Source organism: Paenarthrobacter sp. A20 (assembly GCF_024168825.1).
In the GTDB taxonomy this organism is placed as follows: Bacteria; Actinomycetota; Actinomycetes; order Actinomycetales; family Micrococcaceae; genus Arthrobacter.
The window spans coordinates 5,025,455-5,042,971 of record NZ_JALJWH010000001.1 but is presented as its reverse complement, the minus strand read 5'-3'; the positions used below and the strand labels follow the sequence as shown (position 1 = coordinate 5,042,971).

At 62.9% G+C, this 17,517-nt stretch carries 16 protein-coding genes and 1 pseudogene; 9 read left to right on the top strand and 8 right to left on the bottom strand.

The window, feature by feature from the left end:
- The 5 genes and pseudogenes from J3D46_RS23300 to J3D46_RS23280 all read left to right on the top strand — a co-directional run.
- Positions 1–294: pseudogene (locus tag J3D46_RS23300) on the top strand (ABC transporter substrate-binding protein); the annotation flags it as partial.
- A complete protein-coding gene (locus tag J3D46_RS23295) occupies positions 294–1,292 on the top strand; it encodes a carbohydrate ABC transporter permease (protein ID WP_231341598.1) in 999 nt (332 codons plus the stop codon). The pseudogene J3D46_RS23300 and the gene J3D46_RS23295, both read left to right, overlap by 1 nt.
- Positions 1,293–1,302: 10 nt before the next feature.
- Positions 1,303–2,211, top strand: a complete 909-nt coding sequence (locus J3D46_RS23290) for a carbohydrate ABC transporter permease (RefSeq protein ID WP_231341599.1) — start codon at positions 1,303–1,305, stop codon at positions 2,209–2,211.
- Positions 2,212–2,274: 63 nt separating this feature from the next.
- Positions 2,275–2,589: an MmcQ/YjbR family DNA-binding protein gene (locus tag J3D46_RS23285; RefSeq protein WP_253469102.1), complete on the top strand. Its 315-nt coding sequence runs from the start codon at positions 2,275–2,277 to the stop codon at positions 2,587–2,589.
- Between the two features lie 83 nt (positions 2,590–2,672).
- Positions 2,673–2,969 (top strand): hypothetical protein, encoded by a 297-nt coding sequence (locus tag J3D46_RS23280; RefSeq protein WP_253469100.1) that lies wholly within the window; start codon positions 2,673–2,675, stop codon positions 2,967–2,969.
- 84 nt (positions 2,970–3,053) lie between these two features.
- Here the strand turns inward: J3D46_RS23280 and J3D46_RS23275 are convergent, their stop codons facing one another.
- From J3D46_RS23275 to J3D46_RS23260, 4 genes are read right to left on the bottom strand one after another with little or no spacing between them, the layout of a single operon-like run.
- The gene (locus tag J3D46_RS23275; RefSeq protein WP_159705765.1) at positions 3,054–3,866 is read right to left on the bottom strand and encodes a bifunctional allantoicase/(S)-ureidoglycine aminohydrolase; all 813 of its coding nucleotides are present in this window, start codon (positions 3,864–3,866) and stop codon (positions 3,054–3,056) included.
- A gap of 14 nt (positions 3,867–3,880) precedes the next feature.
- On the bottom strand, positions 3,881–5,143 hold the full coding sequence (locus tag J3D46_RS23270) for an aldolase (protein WP_231341603.1): 1,263 nt from the start codon (positions 5,141–5,143) through the stop codon (positions 3,881–3,883).
- Position 5,144: 1 nt separating this feature from the next.
- Positions 5,145–6,743 (bottom strand): malate synthase A, encoded by a 1,599-nt coding sequence (gene aceB / locus J3D46_RS23265; RefSeq protein ID WP_253469097.1) that lies wholly within the window; start codon positions 6,741–6,743, stop codon positions 5,145–5,147.
- Between the two features lie 16 nt (positions 6,744–6,759).
- The gene (locus tag J3D46_RS23260; protein WP_253469095.1) at positions 6,760–8,160 is read right to left on the bottom strand and encodes an NAD-dependent malic enzyme; all 1,401 of its coding nucleotides are present in this window, start codon (positions 8,158–8,160) and stop codon (positions 6,760–6,762) included.
- A gap of 221 nt (positions 8,161–8,381) precedes the next feature.
- Between J3D46_RS23260 and J3D46_RS23255 the strand changes: the two genes are divergently transcribed.
- Positions 8,382–9,137 carry an IclR family transcriptional regulator gene (locus J3D46_RS23255; protein WP_159705757.1) on the top strand — a complete coding sequence of 252 codons (756 nt, stop codon included), beginning with the start codon at positions 8,382–8,384 and terminating at the stop codon, positions 9,135–9,137.
- 217 nt (positions 9,138–9,354) lie between these two features.
- On the opposite strand, the gene J3D46_RS23250 is transcribed toward J3D46_RS23255, so the two are convergent.
- Positions 9,355–10,863, bottom strand: a complete 1,509-nt coding sequence (locus tag J3D46_RS23250) for a nucleobase:cation symporter-2 family protein (RefSeq protein WP_231341605.1) — start codon at positions 10,861–10,863, stop codon at positions 9,355–9,357.
- Between the two features lie 178 nt (positions 10,864–11,041).
- The gene (gene pucL / locus J3D46_RS23245) at positions 11,042–11,956 is read right to left on the bottom strand and encodes a factor-independent urate hydroxylase (protein ID WP_253469093.1); all 915 of its coding nucleotides are present in this window, start codon (positions 11,954–11,956) and stop codon (positions 11,042–11,044) included.
- Between the two features lie 370 nt (positions 11,957–12,326).
- Between pucL and J3D46_RS23240 the strand changes: the two genes are divergently transcribed.
- Positions 12,327–12,503 (top strand): hypothetical protein, encoded by a 177-nt coding sequence (locus J3D46_RS23240; protein ID WP_014922716.1) that lies wholly within the window; start codon positions 12,327–12,329, stop codon positions 12,501–12,503.
- A 185-nt stretch (positions 12,504–12,688) separates the two neighbouring features.
- On the opposite strand, the gene J3D46_RS23235 is transcribed toward J3D46_RS23240, so the two are convergent.
- Positions 12,689–13,591, bottom strand: coding sequence for a hypothetical protein (locus tag J3D46_RS23235; RefSeq protein WP_253469091.1), 903 nt, complete (start codon positions 13,589–13,591; stop codon positions 12,689–12,691).
- A 532-nt stretch (positions 13,592–14,123) separates the two neighbouring features.
- On the opposite strand from J3D46_RS23235, the gene J3D46_RS23230 reads away from it, so the two are divergent.
- A complete protein-coding gene (locus J3D46_RS23230) occupies positions 14,124–14,669 on the top strand; it encodes a hypothetical protein (protein WP_253469089.1) in 546 nt (181 codons plus the stop codon).
- A gap of 67 nt (positions 14,670–14,736) precedes the next feature.
- Entirely contained in the window at positions 14,737–15,702 is a 966-nt protein-coding gene (locus J3D46_RS23225; RefSeq protein WP_253469087.1) for a hypothetical protein, read from the top strand.
- Positions 15,703–15,812: 110 nt separating this feature from the next.
- Here J3D46_RS23225 and J3D46_RS23220 read toward each other — a convergent pair whose 3' ends face one another.
- Positions 15,813–17,159 (bottom strand): 8-oxoguanine deaminase, encoded by a 1,347-nt coding sequence (locus J3D46_RS23220; RefSeq protein WP_253469085.1) that lies wholly within the window; start codon positions 17,157–17,159, stop codon positions 15,813–15,815.
- Positions 17,160–17,517: the final 358 nt, after the last annotated feature.

Below are 17,517 nucleotides of genomic sequence, written 5' to 3'. Positions count from 1 at the left end.
CGCCTCGCAGCATTCATGCTGGGCGCCAAGTACCAGAACGCCCTAGGAACGGAAGCCAAAGTGCTTCCGGTGAGGTCGGACGCTCCCGTGGACCCCGCCGTCGCAAGCGTCAAAGCCGCCATTGACGCGGCTCCGGCGACGCACCTGCAAAACGACGGCGTGACTTTCCCCGGCTTCATGGAGAAGGTCTTCTTCCCCAAGGATGACGAGCTGTTCCTCGGGAAGACCTCCGCCGATGACTTCATCGCGAAAATGAAGGCCGCCCAGATCCAGTACTGGAAGGACAACAGCTGATGACCCTCCACCTGACGGAGCCAAGGACAGGCGGTGCGCCCGCCCAAAGACCGGAGTCCCGGAAGCCGGCGCCCCGTAAGCCGCGGCGCGGCAGCCGTCCCGGGGGGAGCTCCATTGACGTGCAGCGCAAGAAGCTGCTGATTCCGTTCGTCGGTCCGGCTTTCGTTCTGTACACGGTCCTCTTCATCGTTCCTGCACTGGGAGCCGTATGGATCAGCCTGCACAAATGGGCGGGCTCGGGCCCCATGAAGTTCGTTGGGCTGGACAACTACGGCAGGATCTTCCGGGACCAACTCTTCCTTTCCTCATTCGGCAATACCCTGCTTCTGCTCTTCGTGGTGGGGACCGCGATCTTCGTCCTGGCATTCGCGTTGACGCTGGTGCTCAGGGATATGGCCGGGAAGAAGATTGCCCGCAACGTCATCTTCTTCCCGCACCTCATCAATGCGCTGGTATTCGGTGTCCTCGCCGGCTTCATCTTCAACCCCGGAGGAATGGTCAACAGCCTCCTGGCGCCCCTCGGAGTGACCGACCCGCCCAAGTGGCTGGCTCAGGACAACATTTTCCCGCTCATCATGGTCACGCTTGTTTGCACCACCACTGGTTACTTCACCACCATCCTGATGGCCGGCGTCGACCGTATTCCGCCCTATTACTACGAAGACTGCGCCTTGGCCGGCGCGTCTGCCTTCCAGCGCCTGCGGTACGTGATCCTGCCGCTGACGTGGGATGTTTTCGGGACCTGCGCCGTGTTGTGGACCATCTCGTCGGTGAAAATCTTCGAGATCGTCTGGGTCTTCGGTGGCAGCTCAGGGGCCGGCGTGCCGCCAACGCAGAGCTGGACCGCTGCCGTGTACACCTACGTCAACGCCTTCTCCGGACAGTCAACGCCCGCCTATGGGGCCGCGACAGCGTCCGCTGTGTTGTCCCTGGCCCTGATCTCCGTCCTGGTTGTCCTGCTGCGCCGCGCCATGCGTCGCGACGCCGTCGAGTTCTAAAGGAAATGTCATGAGCGAATACAAACTGCAGGGATCCATCACCGCCCCACGCAGACGCGGAAGGCGCGGCGTCAGCCCGGCACTGCGTGGTGAGCGCAGCGTCGTCCGGGGGATCGGGGTTGCGCTGCTGTGGCTGGTTGTCGCGATCAGCATCGCAGCCCTGGTGTGGATGGTTGCCCAGGCATTCCGGGATACCCGTGCCATTCTTGATGACCCTTGGGGCGTGCCATCGTCCCTGGACTTCGGCAACTTCGTCCGCGCCTGGACCGTGGGAGACTTCGCGGTGGCTACCTGGAACAGCCTGCTGACCACGGTGGTGTCCTCGGTCCTGACCGTAGCCATTGCCGCACCCTGCGCGTACTACCTGAGCCGCGTGGACAACAGGCTGACCCGTGGCCTGAGCCTGTATTTCATCCTGGGCCTGGGTATTCCCGCGCAGGTCATCCTGATTCCGCTGTTCGTGATGCTGAACAAGGTCTATCTAACGGACAGCATCATCGGGCTGAACCTCGTGTACATCGGCGTCTCCATGCCCTTCACGGTCTTCCTGCTGACCGCATTCTTCCGATCCCTCCCCTTGGAAATGGAAGAGGCAGCGGCACTGGACGGCACCACGGCATTCGGCACGTTCTGGCGCATCACGTTGCCCTTGGCCAAGGGAGGCATCCTGACCGCCTTCATCCTTCAGGTCATCTCCCACTGGAACGAAACCCTCCTGGCCCTGACCCTCCTGCAATCCACCGAGAAGTACACGCTGCCCGTCGCCCTGATTTCCTTCGTGCAGCAACAAACGTATTCGGGAGCTGACTGGGGCGGACTGTTCGCCGGGCTGGTGATCGTGGTCCTGCCGATGCTCATCATCTACGTATGGCTGGGCCGGCGTCTGACGGAGGGACTGACACTCGGGATGGGCAAGTAGCGCCCGACGGTGGTGCTACCGCGGGCTCTTGTCCTTGGCGGAGCGCAAGTGCCACAGTGAACCATGGCCACAGAAGACGATGTCAGGCGCATCTGCCTGGGCATGCCCGGTGTGAGTGAGCGTCCAAGCTGGGGGCAGCCCGCATGGTTCGCCAAGAGCCTCATGGCACGTATCTGGGAAGAGGGCGTGGGCACAGTGAAAACCGACGAACGCGAAGCGCTCGCAGCCATGGAACCCGATACGTTCTTCTGGACCCCGCATCACGACCAATCCCCGCAGCTCATGTTGATCCGGCTCGAAAAGATCGACGTGGAAGAGCTCGATGAACTGCTGCAGGAGTCGTACCGAATCGCCGGCGGCCCCGGCCAACCCAACTGAGTCGCAGTTAAGGCCGTTCTGAGCCCTCAAAACGGCCTTAACTGCGACTCAGTTGGGCGGGCGCGCGGGCTAGACTCGCCCGCATGGGGGAACACAACACACATGGGGAACAGAGGACACCGCAGCCAGCCCGCAAACCGGCCGCCGTCGTCGTGCCGTTGCTGGGCTTGATCGTCGTGATCGTGGGCGTGGTCGTGGCATGGAACGGCATGGAGACGAACGTCGGCTGGTTTGCCTATGCGCCGCTGAGCAATGAGGTGTTCGTGGGAGACAACGGCTCATTCATCAGCAAGGAAACGCAGCTCGGACTGGGCATCGCGGGCATTGGCCTGCTTCTTCTCGCGTTCTGGGCCGGGCTCGCCATGGGCCGCCGCCGCTGAGTTCGCCGGAGAAACGCGAAATCGCCGGAAAACTCCAGACGAACTGGCAGCTTTCCGGCGATCTCTCCGCAAGCGAGGAACGGACTAGGTGAGCTTCACCTGGCGGTTCATGTCCTTGTACAGCAGGTAACGGAACTCGCCCGGACCGCCGGCGTAGCAAGCCTGCGGGCAGAACGCGCGCAGCCACATGAAGTCGCCGGCCTCCACCTCAACCCAGTCGTTGTTGAGCAAGTACATGGCCTTGCCTTCCAGGACGTACAGGCCGTGCTCCATGACGTGGGTTTCCGGGAAGGGGATCACGCCGCCGGGCTGGAAAGTGACGATGTTGACCTGCATGTCGTGGGCGAGGTCGCTGGAGTCCGTGAAGCGCGTGGTCTTCCAGACGTCGTCCGTATCCGGCATGGAGGTGGGTTCCACGTCCTTCTCGTTGGTCACGAAGGACTTGGCCTCGAAACCTTCCAGGCGCTCGTAGGCCTTGCGGATCCAGTGGAAGGAAACGATGTCGTCGGAGACGTTCTCCAGGCCCCATTCCGAACCTGCAGCAAGGTAGGCGTAGCCGCCCTCTTCGAGGTGGTGCAGTTCGCCGTCGAGGGTCAGGTTGACCTGGCCCTTGGTAACGAAGATGACGCCTTCGACGCCGGCCTCGAACTCGGCCTTCGGAGCCCCGCCGCCCGGTGCGATCTCCACGATCAGCTGGGAGAACGTGGTGGCGAAGCCGGAGATCGGCCGCGCGATGATCCACGAGCGCGTGTTGGAGAAGCCCGGAAGGTTGCTGGTGACGATGTCCGTCATGACGCCCTTGGGGATCACCGTGTAAGCCTCGGTGACGATGGCCCGCTCGGTGGTCAGCTGTGTCTGCGGCGGCAGGCCGCCCTGCGGGTAGTAGTACTTGCCCATGCGAGATGCTCCTATCAGTGCGAAGTTGGTTGTGCGAGCCGCGGGTGCGCCAGTGCGGTCAGCTGTGAAAGTTCGACGCCGGCAAGCGCCTTGACCTCGTCGGTCCCCACTGCGCCGCACTGGACGCCGCGGAGGACGAAGCCGGCAAGGGCGCGGGCCGTGGCGGGCTCATCCATGACGCCGCCTTCGGTGCGCTCAACATAGTTGCGGAGGCGCAGGGCCGCTGCGGGCAGGCCTTCGCGGTAGAAAGCGTACGACGCCGAGAAGCGGCTGGGGAGCTGGGCGGCGTGGAGATCCCAGCCCTGGTAGTAGCCGTTTTCCAGGGAACGTCGGACCAGGCGGCCGTGCAGCTTCCAAGCATCCTCAACGCCGTCGCCGACGGGGATGATGTTGGTGGAACCGTCAGAGAGGCGGATGCCCGTGCCGGCGACGGCGAGCTGCATGACTTCCTTGGCGAAGTCGGCCACCGGGTGCTCCATGGACTGGTATTCGGCGGAGATCCCCAGCGAGGCGCTGTAGTCGTACGTCCCGTAGTGCAGGGCACTGATACGGCCCGGAACGACGTGGGGGAGCTGGGCTACAGGGGAGGTTCCGTCCGCGCCGATGATGAGCTGCGGAGTTTCCACCTGCACCTCGAAGCGAAGCCGGCCCGCGGGAAGCCCGTGGACTTCCTCCAGCCGGGATACCGCGAAGTCCATGGCCTGGACCTGGGCCACCGTGGTGACCTTGGGCAGGGTGAGGATCAGCCCGTCCGGGAGTTCGCCGGCGGCGGCCAACGTGGAGACGAACAGGTCCAGGGTCTTCAGGCCGCGGGCCCGGGTGGGGGCTTCGAAGCACTTGAAGCGGATGCCGATGAACGGCGGAGCTGTCCCGGCCGCAACGGCAGCAGCAACAGCGTTGGCGGCAGCAACGGCGTCGGCGTCTTCTGCCTCGTCGCCGCGGTCGCCGTAGCCGTCTTCGAAGTCCAGACGGAGGTCTTCGATCGGCTCAGCAGAAAGCTTCGCCGCCACACGCTCTGCGACAGCGGCAGCCAGGTGAGACTCCTGGCCCAGCAACTGTCCCAGCTTCTCCAGGCCGCCGTGAGCGTCCGCCGTCGCGAGTGCCTGGGCGCCCCACTCTGCCGCAAGGGAAGGCGTGAAGCGGTCGGCCGGGATGTAGACGGTGTGGATGGGCTGGCGTGAGCCGTCGTCACCGGGGTAGTTGCGGTCCAGCAGCTGGTCCGTCGCCTCAAGCTGCGACTCGATGTGGGCCAGATCAGAGGAAGAGAATGAGCCCATCTCAGCCCACCAGCTCGTACGCGGGAGTGGTGAGGAAGTCCGTGTAGTCGTCGGACAAACAGATGTCCTCGATCAGCTTGGATGCGGGCTCGTAGTAGGCCTTGAAGTTCTCGTCGCCGAATTCGATGCGCAGGCGCTCGGTTTCTTCTCCGAGGATGCGGGTGACGAGTTCGCGGGTCACGGTGTTGCCCGTGTCCGCGAGGACGGACTTGTTGCGGATTTGCTGCCAGACCTGCGAGCGGGAGATCTCCGCAGTTGCGGCGTCTTCCATGAGGTTGTGGATGGCAACCGCGCCGCTGCCGGAGATCCAGACGCCGGTGTAGGCGACGGCGACGTACAGGTTCAGGCGCAGGCCTGCCTCGGTGACGTGGCCTTCGGCGGAGGCGACGTCGATGAGCTGCTCAGCGGTGACGCTCACCTCGGGGCGCTGCTTGTCCAGCTGGTTGGGACGGTCGCCGAGGACGGAGTCGAAGACTTCGCGGCAGGTGGAAACCAGGTCCGGGTGTGCCACCCAGGAGCCGTCAAAGCCATCGTTCGCTTCGCGGGTCTTGTCGGCGCGGACCTTGTCGAAGGCTGCGGCGGTGACGTCGGGCTGCTTGCGGTTGGGGATGACGGCGGCCATGCCACCCATGGCGAAGGCGCCGCGGTGGTGGCAGGTCTTGACCAGGAGTTCGGTGTAGGCGCGCATAAACGGTGCAGTCATGGCAACGGTGGCGCGGTCCGGGAGGACGAACTCTTCGCCGGCATCACGGAAGTACTTGATGATGCTGAAGAGGTAGTCCCAACGGCCGGCGTTCAGGCCCGAGGCGTGATCGCGCAGTTCGTAGAGGATCTCGTCCATCTCGAATGCTGCCGGGATGGTCTCGATGAGCACGGTGGCGCGGACGCTGCCCTGCGGGATGCCGAGGAAGTCCTGGGCGAAGACGAAGACGTCGTTCCAGAGGCGTGCCTCGAGGTGGCTCTCCATCTTGGGCAGGTAGTAGTACGGGCCGTGACCGTTGAGGAGGAGCTGCTTGGCGATGTGGAAGAAGTGCAGGCCGAAGTCCACCAGTGCACCTACGGTGGGTTCGCCGTCGATCAGCAGGTGCCGTTCTTCCATGTGCCAGCCACGCGGGCGGGCCACGACGACAGCCAGGGGAGCGTCGGTGCGGAGGCGGTATTCCTTGCCCTCAGGGGAGGTGTAGCTCAGGGTGCCCTGGGCGGCGTCGCGGAGGTTGAGGATGGCGTCGATGACGTTCGGCCACGTGGGCGTGCTGGCGTCTTCGAGGTCCGCGAGCCACACCTTGGCGCCGGAGTTCAGCGCGTTGATCGCCATTTTGGCCGGGGTGGCAGGGCCGGTCATTTCGACGCGGCGGTCCTGCAAAGCTGCCGGTGCCTCGGCGACTTTCCAGTCGCCGTCGCGGATGTCCTGGGTCTCGGGGAGGAAGTCCAGGCGGCTGGTGTCGGCAACCTTCTGGCGTTTGATGCCGCGTGCCTCGAGCAGCTCGTTGCGGGTGCCGGCGAAGCGCTTGTGCAGTTCCTCGATGAAGGCCAGTGCCTTGGGGGTGAGGATTTCCTCGGCGCGATCGATCGGCCGGGGATCAGTGACTGTGATAGCCATGTGGCGGTGTCCTTTTCTAGAGTGCGCTGGCGGCGTTGGCGTGCGCAGCATTGGCTACGGCGGTCGCTACATCGGCGGCAACATGGGGATCGAAGACGCTGGGGATAATGTAACTCGCGTTGAGCTCATCGTCAGCCACCCGGTTGGCAATTGCCTCGGCGGCGGCCACCAGCATGTTCGGCGTAATGTCCGATGCTCCGGCGTCCAGCAGGCCCCGGAAGAAGCCGGGGAAGGCCAGCACATTGTTGATCTGGTTCGGGAAGTCGCTGCGTCCGGTGGCAACCACGGCTGCGTGCTTGGAAGCGATGACCGGGTCGATTTCCGGTGTCGGGTTGGCCATGGCGAACACGATTGCGTCCTCGGCCATCGAAGCGACCTGCTCCTCGCCGATCACGTGCGGGGCGGAGACACCGATGAAGACGTCCGCTCCCTTGAGGGCGTCGTTCAGAGTGCCGGAGAAGCCTTCTTCGTTGGTGTTCGCGGCGATCCAGCTGCGGTGCTCGTCGCCGTATTCCTCACCGGAGTGGATGGCGCCGGAGCGGCCGGCGGCGATGATGTGCTGCGCGCCCTGGGCCTTGAGGAGCTGGATGATGGCGGAGCCGGCAGCGCCGACGCCCGAAACCACGATCTTGACCTCGGAGAGCTTCTTGTCCACAACGCGGAGGGCGTTGACCAGGGCAGCGAGCGTGACGATTGCCGTGCCGTGCTGGTCATCGTGGAAGACGGGGATGTCGAGCTCTTCGCGGAGGCGGTTCTCGATTTCGAAGCAGCGCGGTGCAGCGATGTCTTCGAGGTTGATGCCGCCGTAGACGGGGGCCATGGCCTTGGCGATCATGATGATTTCTTCGGTGTCCTGGGTGTCCAGGCAGACCGGCCAGGCGTCAACGTTAGCGAACTGCTTGAACAGCGCAGCCTTGCCTTCCATGACGGGCAGTGCCGCGGCGGGGCCGATGTTGCCCAGGCCCAGGACGGCCGAACCGTCAGTGAGGACGGCGATGGTGTTGCGCTTGACCGTCAGGTTGCGGGCAGCGGCCGGGTCTTCTGCGATGGCCATGCAAACACGCGCGACGCCGGGAGTGTAGGCACGCGAGAGGTCGTCGCGGTTGCGCAGGGCTACCTTGGGGACGACCTCGAGCTTGCCGCCGAGGTGCATGAGGAAGGTACGGTCCGAGACGTGCTGGACGGTGACGCCGTCGAGGGCGTTCAGGGCGTCCTTGACGCGGGCGGCGTGGTCGTCGTCGGTGGTGTTGCAGGTGACGTCAACAACGATCGTCTCGTGGTGGGATTCCGTGACGTCCAGCGCGGTGATTGCTGCACCGGCTGCGCCGACGGCTGCTGCCAGTTCGCTGGTAGCGGTGAAGCTCGACGGTGCGGCGACGCGCAGGGTGATCGAGTTTCCGGGGCTCGGATTCGCCATTGAAATTCCTCCTGTTAGGCCCGTTCCCGGGCCGCCGTTCCAAACTGAATGTTTTCGTATTATGGATATTATTATCTACAAAGTGGAAACACAACCCCCTGCCCGGTCATCTTCGGTGTCATCGCGCAGCTTGCCGGCGTGCTGTATGTTGGGTGTTCTAAGCAATTCTTTTCACGATGCGGATAAGAGTTGTCGGAATCTGAGTCATTGGAGACAAGGGAATGGCTGAAAAAGCCTCCGGAGGCGTGCAGTCCGTTGAGCGCGTCTTTGAACTGCTGGAACTGATTACGGACGCAGGCGGCGACGTCACTTTGAGTGAGCTCTCGTCGTCCACTGACCTCCCCTTGCCCACCATCCATCGCTTGCTCCGCACGTTGGTATCGCTGGGCTACATCCGTCAGCTGCCCAACCGCCGCTACGCGCTGGGCCCCCGGCTGATCCGGCTCGGCGAAGGCGCCAGCAAGCAGCTCGGTGCCGTGGCCCGTCCGCAGTTGAAGACCTTGGTGGAACGCCTCGGCGAGACCTCCAACATGGCCGTCCTTGACTCCGACATGGTCATCTATGTCGCCCAGGTCCCGTCCATGCACTCCATGCGCATGTTCACCGAGGTGGGCCGCCGGGCCCACACGCACGATACCGGCGTGGGCAAAGCCATCCTCGCCCAGCTGGACGACGAGGTTGTCCGCGGCATCGTGGCCCGCACCGGCATGCCGACCCCCACGGCCAAGAGCATCGGCGACATCGACTCCTTGCTCGCGGACCTCAAGCTCATCCGCGAACGCGGCTACTCCATCGACGAGGAAGAGCAGGAGCTCGGCGTCCGCTGCTTCGCCATGGCTGTGCCCAACGCTCCCACGCCCACCGCGATCTCTGTCTCCGGGCCGATCACCCGCGTGGACCAGAGCTTCGCCGACCGCGCCGTGCCCATGCTGCGTGAAGCAGCCAGGGCGATCTCCGCGGAGCTTAACCAGAACTAACTTCCCGCCGAGTTGGCATTTGATGGCAATGTTTCCCAAGAACATTGCCATCTTTTGTCATCTGGGGAGACCAAGTGTGGGCCTGCGCAAGGTGGGCTGCCCTCAAAGCCGAGTGCCGCCGTCGTACATTCCGTGCGGGGCGGCTACCACGCGACGCGACAAAAGGCGGCAGTGTCCCCCAAGGAAAACACTGCCGCCTGTTATCTGCGGAAGGGTGCTAGTGCTCCGACGCGCTGGAGGTCTTGAGCGGAACTTCCTTGCCGTCGGCGTCGATCAGCTTGCCGTTCTCGAAGCGGTCGCCTTCGCTCAGGCACTTGATGTCCTCTTCGCTGACGATGCGGTCAGTACCGGCCACGAATACGGACTGGTTGTCCGAGTTGCCGGCCTTGAAGTGGTTGAAGAGGATGTTCAGCAGGATCGCCATGACGGCTGCCGAGCTGATGCCTGAGTGGAAGATCGTGGCGAACCAGGACGGGAACTGGTCGTAGAACTTCGGGGCGGCGATGGGGATCATGCCGAAGCCGATCGAAGCAGCCACGATGATCAGGTTCATGTTGTTCTTGTACTCAACCTTGGCCAGGGTGCGGATACCACTGGCGGCAACCGTACCGAACAGCACGACGCCGGCGCCGCCCAGGACGGGCGTCGGAACCGCTGCGACAACCCGGCCCAGGATCGGCAGGAGGCCGAGGATGACCAGGATGAGACCGCCGGCGCTGACCACGAAGCGGCTCTTGATGCCCGTGATGGCCACGAGTCCCACGTTCTGGGCGAAGGCGCTCTGCGTGAAGGAGTTGAACAGCGGGGAGATGGCGCTGGAGAGCATGTCTGCGCGGAGGCCGTCGCCGATGCGGCGGGAGTCAACCTTGGTGTCCACGATTTCGCCCACTGCGATGATGTCCGCCGAGGTCTCCGTCAGGGTCACCAGGATGACGATGAGCATGGAGATGATCGCTGCGATTTCGAAGGTGGGAGCGCCGAAGGCGAAGGGTGTGGGGAAAGCGACGATGTCGCCCTGGCCAACCTTGGAGAAGTCGGCCATGCCGGCCACCAACGCGATGATGGTGCCGATGACCATGGCCAGCAGGATCGAGAGCCGGGAGATGGCTGCGTTGCCCACCTTGCTCAGGAGCAGGACGACGCCCATGGTTGCAGCTGCGAGTCCGATGTTGGCCATGCTGCCGTAGTTGTCGGCCTTGGCGTTGCCGCCCATGGCCCAGTTAGCAGCGACCGGCATCAGTGTCAGGCCGATGGTGGTGATCACGGTTCCGGTAACAACCGGCGGGAAGAACTTGATGATCTTGGAGAACAGTGGAGTGATAGCCAGGCCAATCAGCGAGGCCACAATGACGGAGCCGAACACCGCCTGGATTCCACCGCCGCCCTGGACGATCGCCACCATGGTGGAAACACCGGCGAAGGAAACGCCCTGGACCAGCGGCAGCTGCGAGCCGAACCACGGGATGCCCACCGTCTGAAGGATGGTAGCGAGCCCGCCAACAAACAAACAGGCGGCGATGAGGAGGCCGATGTCCTGGGAGTTCATACCGGCCGCTGCGCCGATGATCAGGGGCGGGGCAATGATTCCGCCGTACATGGTGAGGACGTGCTGGAAGCCGTAGGCGAACGTGCTTCCGATGGAGAGGCGCTTGTCCTCGGGGCGTTCCGGCTGATGCTTCTGCGAAGAGGTGGTATTCGCAGGGCGGGACTTCTTTTTGATGTTCATGGCAGACTTTCTGGGTTCATGGCAGACGTCTTCGTCTGGCTAACTGTGTCTGGCTAACAAAATCTTTAGGTTTTTGGGGTCGGGTTTGTGTGCAGATCCAGCGTTGACGGGGCGCCGTTGTTCGGGACCTGCACACAAACCCGTTGGTGGTGCGGTTTAGTGCGGTTTCGGTGTGGGCTTAGCAGAAGCCGGCGATGCCGCTCCAGGCAACCGGTGCAGCGGGGATGTTCTCGCGCTGGACCGTGGCTTCGATGAGGCCGTACGGGCGGTCGGCCGCGAAGAAGACCTCGTTGGGGTTGTCCAGGCCGAACGGGCTCAGGTCAACCAGGAAGTGGTGCTTGTTGGGCATGGAGAACTTGATCTCGTCCACTTCGCTGTGTGCTTCCAGGACCTTCTTGCCCATGTCGAACAGCGTCTGCTGCAGGGCGTGGGAGTAGTTCTCGGTGAAGCCTTCAAGCAGGAGTGCCTTGATGTCCTCGTAGCTCTTGTTGAAGTCCGTGCCGGCGAAATCCAGGTTGGTGTTGTAGCGCCAGCGGGCGGATACGTCGGTGGCCAGGATGCGGTCCGTGGTCTCCGGCAGGGTGGTGTACTTGTCGCGCGGGTAGCCGACGAAGCCGGACTGCGTGGTCTTAAGGACGGTCAGGTCCTTGAGGCCGGAAATAAGGTGGGTGGTTGCGCCATCACGGACGACGACGGCGGTACGCACCTCTTGCCCGTTGCGGACGAAGCTGTGGTCGTGTCCCTCGCCGTGGGCCTGGATGCGATCCCAGCTGTAGGCTTCGGCTTCCCAGCGGCCGCCGGTGACCCAGTCGAAACCGCCGGTGAAGTGGTCTGCGAGGCGCAAGAGGAAGGACTCGGGGGAGTTGATGCCTTCACGAGCGAACGCGTAGACCGTGTTCTTCTGGGTGTCGGTGGCAACGACGTGGCCGTTGTCGCCTTCGAGATGTGCGGCCTGGAAATCGCCGCGCAGCTGCGAGGTGACGTTCAGGTCTTCGATGTGGTGGCGGTCCGTATCCCGAGTGACCTTGACGACGCGGACTTCTGCTTTGCCGTACTGGTTTTCGCCGAGGACGATGTTGTTGCTCATGGTCATATCCCAACTTCTGTGAGGTGGAACCTACGTTCCATCAATGAAATTAAGCGCGTGTTTCCACTGCGTTTCTGGTGGAGCCGACCCAACAAAAAAGAGCCAGCATCCATGGATGCCAGCTCATTACGACCCTGCCTGCTGCTCTCAGGTTACGTGACCTACGCCACGAACTCATTCGAGAGTAGCGCATGATTTCGGCAGATGTACATGGGTTCCCGAGGATCGTTATGAACCATCCAAATGTGACCGCGGCAACTCACTTTGCTCCGGAGGGGGTCTTGACGCGTTGTTTAGCAGCTGCCTACACTTTCCACATAACAATAAAAGTTTTCCGAAGAGCGGAAACTGTGTGCATGAGAAAGAGGAGGAACAGATGGACTCGAAGGATACGAACAACGTCGTGGAATTCCCGGCGCCCGGTCAGGAGCTGTACCTGCCCTTTGGTGCAACAGATCCCGACTTCTACATTCCGGCCGACTGTGACCGCAAAGCCGGCGGGTTCTCCCGTTGGCTGCGCGCGCTCCCGGTGTTCGGCCGGCAGCGCCCCTAGGCACTTGGGGGCGCGGACTCTGCGCAACAGAGCCAACGAGGCGGGCGATACCTGGGGAGGTATCGCCCGCTTTTTGCGTGCCTTCTGGCCCGCTGTGTGCTGCCCGTTTCGATGCTTCGCTGCAGAACGTGCCGTGCGCCCGGCGTCCTACGCAGCGAACCCCCGAAACGGGGCCTCGGTACTGCCTAGGTGGTGCTGCGTAGGATCCCAAGCACGGTTGATTTGAACTCCTGCTCCCGAAACAAGTGCTGCCACTTGATCCGAATGAACGTCCAGCCCTGTGCCATGAGGGCCTTTTCGCGCTGGCGTTCCTTGAAGATGACCTCGGAGGTTGGTGCGTAGTCGAAGTACTTCACCTTCCCATCGAACTCCAGGGCAACCTTCTTGTCCCGCCAAGCAAAATCCAGTCGATGAGAACCCTCAGGTGATGACACCTCCACTTGCAATTCAGGAAGATCGATCCGTAAGCGCTGGAGCAACTCGCGGGTCAGGGTTTCACCTGGTGACTCGGAGCGTGCGTCCGCACTCTCCAATGCCCGGCGTAGGGCGAGGACTCCGTTGCGCCCGGCCAGGGACTCGCACATCAGTTGCAGCTTGTGGGCGTCAGCACCTTTTCGAAGGGCGTGGTCCATCAGCACTAAGGATTGCTTGTAGTTCAGTAAGAGGCCGCAGTCAGCAACGGTTCGTTCCAAGGAGGTGCAAGGCATGCCGTTGATAAGCATTATTTCGTTGGTTTCAAGGGCCCGACCATGGGCAACAGCGTCGTGGCCGTGGGACGATCGCGATGCGCTTGAATCGGTTGTGATGTGCACGCGGTCATCCACGTCCCAGAGAAACAGTCCGTGCAGGCGTGCTGCCGAGGTGTGGCTGTAGACCAAGCCGCCAGTCGACGTCGTAAGTGTTCCGTGAGCGTGCGCGGCGATCAACTGCCGGCTGCGTACCCAAGGTTTTTGAGCGGCCCATGTACTGCCGCGGATGTAGCAACCCCGGCGTAGTCGTACCAGATCGCCGACTTGCACCAGTGCTGCAATCCTTCTGTCGTTGAACCCCAGTTCATGGAGCTCGCTGGTCCGCCACAAATCCATCATTGGGGGGAGCCCTGTTTTGTTGTTGTTCGCCATGGAACAAGCTTTGAAGGAACGTGGCGGCACGAACAGGAGCATGCTGCCCTATGTGGAAAAGCCCGATTCGATGGCTCGCTGCAAGCTGTGCCGTGCGAACGGCGTGGTTGGCAGCGAAGCATCGAAATCGCAAAATGTGATCTGCGTAACAATCGGTAGGGTGCTGAGCGCTTCACGTAAGCTGGGCTGACGGCCACCCTTTTGGGTCTTCAAGGTCGTTGCAGCCCTGACTGACGGGTTGCGCTTGCTCGCTCGATGGCGCCGGACATATGGCCCGCACGCGTCGCACTGCAGCATGTCGAGTAAAAACTGACGCTCGTCATCGAGCCATGCCAGGACGTTCACCCTGGCTAAAATCCCTGCCTCGGCGGGTGACAAAAGAGCCGGGAGTGGGGATCCGGCGCCGCAGCAGCCGATGTGTGGCTGCTACCCCAAAGGAACATGTCATGAAACTCAAGGTCTCAATGCTTGGGGCGGTGATCGCGTTGGCTCTCGCTGGGTGCACGACGCCGACGCCGACACCGACGACAACCGCCACGGCACCCACGTCGTCGCCTACTGCTACCACTGCAACCCCGACGGCGACTCCCACTTCTACTCGCACTGCAACCCCGACGCCGACGTCTACCCGCACTGCAACTGCGACGGCGACGCCAACCCCGACGCCGACGTCTACCCGTACTGCAACTGCGACGGCGCCGCCAACCCCGACGCCGACGTCTACCCCGACGCCGACGTCTACCCGTACTGCAACTGCGACGGCGACGCCCACCCCGACGCCTACCCGTACTGCGACGCCGACGCCGAGTGCGACCACGGCAACCCCAACCCCCACCCCCACGGCAACCCCAACCCCCACCCCCACGGCAACCCCAACCCCCACCCCCACGGCAACCCCAACCCCCACCCCGGGCACGGGGAGCCTCGCCAACCTGGCTCGGGTTCCGTGGGATGGAGGCCCTGCTTACTGGGCAAAGTTCCCTGGCGCAGCGAAGCTCAACAACCCCAACCTGTTCCCGGTCAGCGTGTATTACGGCAAACCTGAGCACGCCACTCAGTTGAAGGACATTGGGGTCAACGTTTATCAGAACGCCGAACATGATGGCTCCACGATGGCGTCCATTACGAATACGGGAATGCTGGTCATCGCCGGCACGGAATGGTCCCGCACCGAAGTGGGCAGTAACCCTGGTGTGGTCGGTTGGGACACGTACGACGAGTGCGACATGCTCGGGCTGGGCTGCAACGGCTCAACCTACGCGCAGAACCTTCAACAGATGCAGAACAAAGTGGCCCAGATCCGGGGATTCAACGACGGCAGGTTTGCTTTCGCGAACTACTCCAAGGGCATCCTGGGCACTTATTGGGCACCGGGGCTGATGGACGACTTCATGGCCGCCGTCGACGCGGCATCCGTGGATAACTACATGTACACGCGGGCGGATCTGCAGGACGAGTTGAACCGGACTCCGGCGTGGCCGCAGGGCGCAAAGACGGCGACATCGGCGGCCTATGGTTGGCAGATTGACCAGATGCGGAAGTTCCAGTCGGCACCTGGCATCCATCCGAACTGGATTTTCGTTGAGTCGGCTAAACCGTTCCTGAATGCCTCCAATGACCGCACCATCACGCCCGAACAGATGGAGGGAGCTATGTGGTCCGGCATCATCCACGAGGCGCGCGGGATCAGCATTTTCCAGCACAACAACAACGGCCAGACAGGGTTCGGGACGTATTCACTGGTCCAGGCGCCGGCTGATCGCAAGGCGAAGATCAAGGCCGCACTCGCTGGTATCCAAGCCCTCGCTCCTGTCCTCAATACGCAAAGCTATGTGTGGAACGCGGGCGCCACGGGTACGGACACGATGCTCAAAGCCAAGGACGGCAGCGCCTACCTCTTTGCCGGCATCGGTGTGAACGGCGCGACCGGTGCGAAGACGTTCACCCTTCCTGCCGGGATCACTGGCTCGCAGGTGGAAGTGGTGGGCGAGAACCGCAGTATCCCGGTCCAAAACGGAAAGTTCACGGACTCGTTCGCCAACGAGTACACGCATCACATTTACAAGATCATGATCTAGGAAGCGTCTCGGCCGCCGGCAACGAAGTCGCTGGAAAGCCGTGAAATCGCCGGAACGTTCCCTGAGGAATGGAAGCGTTCCGGCGATTTCGCGCGCAGAGCAAGCGGACGCTACCCCGCTACCAACTTCCGCGCCGCCGCCGAGTGCTCAGCGATGAGTCCGGCCACGTCCAAGCCCGGAATCGCACCGTCAACCACGCGCCACTGCCCGCCCACCATGACACGGTCGGCACGGTCCGCACCGCACAGCAACAACGCAGCGACGGGGTCGTGGCTGCCGGAGAAGCGCAGCTCGTCAGGCTTGAACAGGGCCAGGTCCGCCTGGAGCCCGAGTGCCAGCTGCCCGATGTCGGAGCGACCCAAAACCGCAGCCGACCCACGCGTTGCCCAGCTCAGGGCACGCTCCACGGGAACGGAAGCGCCGTAGCGGAGTCGCTGCAGATACAGTGCCTGCCGTGCCTCGAGGATCATGTTCGAAGCATCGTTCGACGCCGATCCGTCCACTCCCAGCCCCACGGGAACTCCCGCTGCTTCAAGTTCCAGGACGCGGGCGGTCCCGGAGGCCAGGCGCATGTTGGAGGTGGGGCAATGCGCGACGGCGGTGCCCGCGGCTCCGAGCCTGGCGATCTCCTCGTCGTTGAAGTGGATCCCGTGACCCAGCCAGGTACGGTTTCCCAACCAGCCCACGGACTCCAGGTAGTCCACGGTCCGCAGCCCGAACATGGATTTGCAGAAGTCTTCCTCGTCGATGGTTTCGGCAAGGTGGGTGTGCAGCCGGACGTCGAAGCGTTCGGCCATGGCGGCGCTCTCGGCCATGATTTCCTTGGTCACCGAGAAGGGTGAGCACGGGGCAAGCGCGATCTGAACAACGGCCCCATCACCGGTTTCGTGGTACTTGCGGATGAGCCGTTCGCTGTCCGCCAGAATTGCCTCAGGCGACTGGACCGTGGTCCTGGGCGGCAGCCCGCCGTCGTCCTCTCCCAACGTCATGGACCCGCGGGTCAAGGTGGCCCGCATTCCTATGGAGCGCACGGCCGCCACCTCGATATCGATGGCGTCTTCCATGCCGTCGGGGAAGAGGTAGTGGTGGTCGGCAGCGGTGGTGCAGCCGGAAAGCAGCAATTCGGCCAGCGCAACCTGCACGGCAAGCTCGAGGCTGCGGGGCGTCAACCGTGCCCACACGGGGTACAGGTTCTGCAGCCAGGGGAACAGGGGAGCGTTGGCCACGGGTCCCCAGGCGCGGGTGAGGGTTTGGTAGAAGTGGTGGTGCGTATTGATGAGCCCGGGGAGAACCACGTGCCCGGATGCGTCAAAAACGGTGGCGGGAGAAGAGGGCTGCCCGCCCGAAGGCACCAGCTCAATGATGGTGCCGGAGTCGGAAACCACCAGGCCGCCACCGGCGTCGAGGTCGTTTGCGGTGAAAATTCCCAGCGGATTCTTGATCCAAAGACGGGTCATAACAGGTTCCTTGTCTGGTCGGCGTGTACGCGTTCCAGCTCAGTTAGGCCCTGTCTGCTGATCCAGGTTGCCGGGCCGTCAGAACGCGGCCCAGTCCGAAAAGCGTAGAATGCTCGACGGCGGCAGTCAACGCCCGCCGGGCGCCCACAGTCACATTCGGCCAGCATCCAGCAGGTAAATGTAATTTCGCATTACGAAATTAAATTTTCAAAAAACTATGGCGCGGCTCACAAACCCGGTGCTACGCTCTAACTGCCAAAGGCGGGCACCCGGACCTCGGGAAGCTATCTACCAGGCGCAACTTAACCTTCATCGCACATGCTGAAGCCTGGTAACCAAGCTAACTGGAGCTCTTCTC

Excerpts from the sequence above, each read along its gene's own strand:
- J3D46_RS23255 (WP_159705757.1), top strand. The coding sequence starts at position 8,382 with ATGGCTGAAAAAGCCTCCGGAGGCGTGCAGTCCGTTGAGCGCGTCTTT.
- J3D46_RS23275 (WP_159705765.1), bottom strand. The coding sequence starts at position 3,866 with ATGGGCAAGTACTACTACCCGCAGGGCGGCCTGCCGCCGCAGACACAG.
- J3D46_RS23235 (WP_253469091.1), bottom strand. The coding sequence starts at position 13,591 with ATGATGGATTTGTGGCGGACCAGCGAGCTCCATGAACTGGGGTTCAAC.
- J3D46_RS23285 (WP_253469102.1), top strand. The coding sequence starts at position 2,275 with ATGGCCACAGAAGACGATGTCAGGCGCATCTGCCTGGGCATGCCCGGT.
- J3D46_RS23260 (WP_253469095.1), bottom strand. The coding sequence starts at position 8,160 with ATGGCGAATCCGAGCCCCGGAAACTCGATCACCCTGCGCGTCGCCGCA.
- J3D46_RS23250 (WP_231341605.1), bottom strand. The coding sequence starts at position 10,863 with ATGAACATCAAAAAGAAGTCCCGCCCTGCGAATACCACCTCTTCGCAG.
- J3D46_RS23280 (WP_253469100.1), top strand. The coding sequence starts at position 2,673 with ATGGGGGAACACAACACACATGGGGAACAGAGGACACCGCAGCCAGCC.
- J3D46_RS23220 (WP_253469085.1), bottom strand. The coding sequence starts at position 17,159 with ATGACCCGTCTTTGGATCAAGAATCCGCTGGGAATTTTCACCGCAAAC.
- aceB (WP_253469097.1), bottom strand. The coding sequence starts at position 6,743 with ATGGCTATCACAGTCACTGATCCCCGGCCGATCGATCGCGCCGAGGAA.
- J3D46_RS23225 (WP_253469087.1), top strand. The coding sequence starts at position 14,737 with ATGGCGTCCATTACGAATACGGGAATGCTGGTCATCGCCGGCACGGAA.
- pucL (WP_253469093.1), bottom strand. The coding sequence starts at position 11,956 with ATGACCATGAGCAACAACATCGTCCTCGGCGAAAACCAGTACGGCAAA.
- J3D46_RS23270 (WP_231341603.1), bottom strand. The coding sequence starts at position 5,143 with ATGGGCTCATTCTCTTCCTCTGATCTGGCCCACATCGAGTCGCAGCTT.
- J3D46_RS23295 (WP_231341598.1), top strand. The coding sequence starts at position 294 with ATGACCCTCCACCTGACGGAGCCAAGGACAGGCGGTGCGCCCGCCCAA.
- J3D46_RS23240 (WP_014922716.1), top strand. The coding sequence starts at position 12,327 with ATGGACTCGAAGGATACGAACAACGTCGTGGAATTCCCGGCGCCCGGT.
- J3D46_RS23290 (WP_231341599.1), top strand. The coding sequence starts at position 1,303 with ATGAGCGAATACAAACTGCAGGGATCCATCACCGCCCCACGCAGACGC.